At 39.6% G+C, this 2498-nt stretch carries 3 protein-coding genes; all 3 read left to right on the top strand.

Annotation, left to right across the window (positions count from 1 at the left end; all coding sequences use genetic code 11):
- Positions 1–137, top strand: a 137-nt coding sequence (locus tag PX481_RS23205) for a transporter associated domain-containing protein (RefSeq protein ID WP_353852222.1), incomplete at its 5' end; no start/stop codon positions are given.
- Positions 138–213: 76 nt separating this feature from the next.
- Positions 214–1335: a murein transglycosylase A gene (gene mltA, locus PX481_RS23200; RefSeq protein WP_004159397.1), complete on the top strand. Its 1122-nt coding sequence runs from the start codon at positions 214–216 to the stop codon at positions 1333–1335.
- 86 nt (positions 1336–1421) lie between these two features.
- On the top strand, positions 1422–2498 hold a 1077-nt coding region (gene grrM / locus PX481_RS23195), incomplete at its 3' end, for a cyclophane-forming radical SAM/SPASM peptide maturase GrrM/OscB (protein WP_288096286.1).

Raw genomic sequence — 2498 nt, 5'->3', positions numbered from 1 at the left:
TTATCCTCCATCATTGGCAAAAAATACCGAGGGTGGGAGAACAATTATATTACCAAAATTTAGAATTTACCATTATTTCTAAGGTCGGCCCTCGCTTGGAACAAATTAAGATTTATCGGCAACAACTATCCTCATGATATAAACAAGAAACAACTTTTCTCATTTATCCTTCTCCATCGTTAATCGAGTCAATAGCTGCCCACTCCTATCACCATGAAACACCTTTTGACACTCCTCCCCCTCAGCTTGGGATTAATTGCCCTCACCCCCGCAAATTTGCCCCTAGAACGTTTTGAAATCTCAGAATTAGGAACATCTACGGGATACGATGAACGACTGCTAACGGACAAAAAAACCCTACTACAAGCGATCGATCATAGTTTACGTTATCTGAATAGCTCGGCGGCGATCCGCGCCTATCAAAATTATCCTATTCCTGAAATAACTCGTCAGCGAGTGCAGCGTTCCTTAGTACGTTTTCGTCAATTAGTGCAGAATTCTCCCACTCCCGCAGCTCTACAAAAGGCAGTAAAAAAAGAATTTATTTGGTATCGTTCTTTGGGTAATGATAGCCAGGGAAATGTTAAATTTACTGGTTATTTTGAGCCAATTTATCAAGCAAGTCGGCAAAAAACCGCCGAGTATAAATATCCTCTCTATCGCCGACCTGCTAACTTTTCTCGCTGGTCTAAACCCCATCCAGCTAGGGTAGAATTAGAGGGAAAAGATGGTTTACTGGGGGAAAATAGCCGTCTAGCGGGATACGAATTAGTCTGGTTAAAAGATCGCTTAGAAGCTTATTTAGTTCATGTGCAAGGTTCGGCGAAATTACGTTTACCTAATGGTCAAATTATGAGCATTGGTTTTGATGGCAATACCGAGCATCCCTACACCAGTCTGGGAAAAGAAATGATTGCCGATGGTATTTTTCCTGCTGAGGGTTTAACCTTACCAATGGTTTTAGATTTTCTCAGAAATAATCCTGAGCAATTAAAGAATTATATTCCCCGCAATAATCGGTTTATTTTCTTTCGAGAAACCCACGGCGCAGCTGCCACTGGTAGTATTGGAGTTCCAGTTTTACCAGAAAGATCGATCGCTACAGATAAAAGTATTTTTCCCCCCGGTGCTTTAGCAGTAATTGAGACAGAAATTCCCCAGGGAAATCTTAATAAAAAATTAGTTAGTCGCTATGTTCTCGATCAAGATACTGGCAGCGCGATTAAAGGTACTGGGAGGGTAGATATTTTTATGGGAACAGGAAAAAATGCTGGCAAGCGAGCCGGTTTAATTAATACTCCGGGTCAATTATATTATTTATTATTGAGGGAATAGGAAATAGTATAGGTAGAATTAAGATACAATTCCCAGAATCAGTTATCGGTTATCATACTTTAAGGGAGAATTTTAAAAATAGAATGATGGAAAAAAACACAAATATAGATTGGTCGGATTGTGGTCCAATTACCTTAGTAGTCGTGCAGCCGACTTCTTTTTGTAATCTCAATTGTGATTATTGTTATTTACCCGATCGCCACTTAAAAAATACCTTATCCTTAGATTTAATCGAGCCGATTTTTCAGAGGGTTTTTAGTAGTCGTTTTCTCCAAGATGATTTTACCATTTGCTGGCACGCCGGCGAACCCTTAGCAGTTCCCATCAGTTTTTATGAAAGTGCTTTCGCCAAAATTGCGGAAGTTAGCGAGAAATATAATCAGCAGGGTTACTGTTTTCGTCATTCAGTACAAACTAACGCCACTTATATTAACGATGCTTGGTGTCAATTATTTAAAAAGCATGATGTTTATGTGGGAGTCAGTCTTGATGGACCGGCCTTTATTCACGATATCCACCGGCAAAACCGCAAGGGAACTGGCAGTCATGCTGCTACAATGCGGGGGATTTCTTTCTTGCAAAAACATGAAATTGATGTCAGTATCATCGCTGTTTTAACAGAAGATTCTCTCGACTATCCCGACGAAATTTTTAACTTTTTTTGGGATCATGGTCTTACTGATGTGGCTTTTAATATGGAAGAAACCGAGGGGATTCATTCGCAATCTTCCTTAGATAAATTAGGTATTGAACAACGTTATCGCCAGTTTATTGCCAGATTTTGGGAGTTAGTCACGGCCAAACAAGGAGAATTTAAGCTGCGAGAATTTGAATCGATCTGTAGTTTGATTTATGCCGATGAACGCTTAGAAAATACCGATATGAACCGACCTTTTATGATTGTCAATTTTGATAATCAAGGTAATTTTTCCACTTTTGATCCGGAATTACTATCGATTAAAACCCAACCCTACGGCGATTTTATCTTTGGTAATGTTTTGACCGATTCTCTGGAATCTATCTGTGAAACCGAGAAATTTCAACAAATTTACGCTGATATGCGCGGTGGAGTCGATTTATGTCGCCAAAAATGCGATTATTTTGGGGTTTGTGGGGGTGGTGCCGGTAGTAACAAATATTGGGAAAATGGCACTTTCAACTCC

This window comes from Microcystis sp. M53603_WE2 (assembly GCF_030065435.1).
The sequence above is the reverse complement of the archived record's forward strand: the minus strand, read 5'-3'. Positions and strand labels throughout refer to the sequence as shown.

Bases quoted from the DNA above. Each gene is read 5' to 3' on its own strand.
- mltA (WP_004159397.1), top strand. From the start codon at position 214: ATGAAACACCTTTTGACACTCCTCCCCCTCAGCTTGGGATTAATTGCC.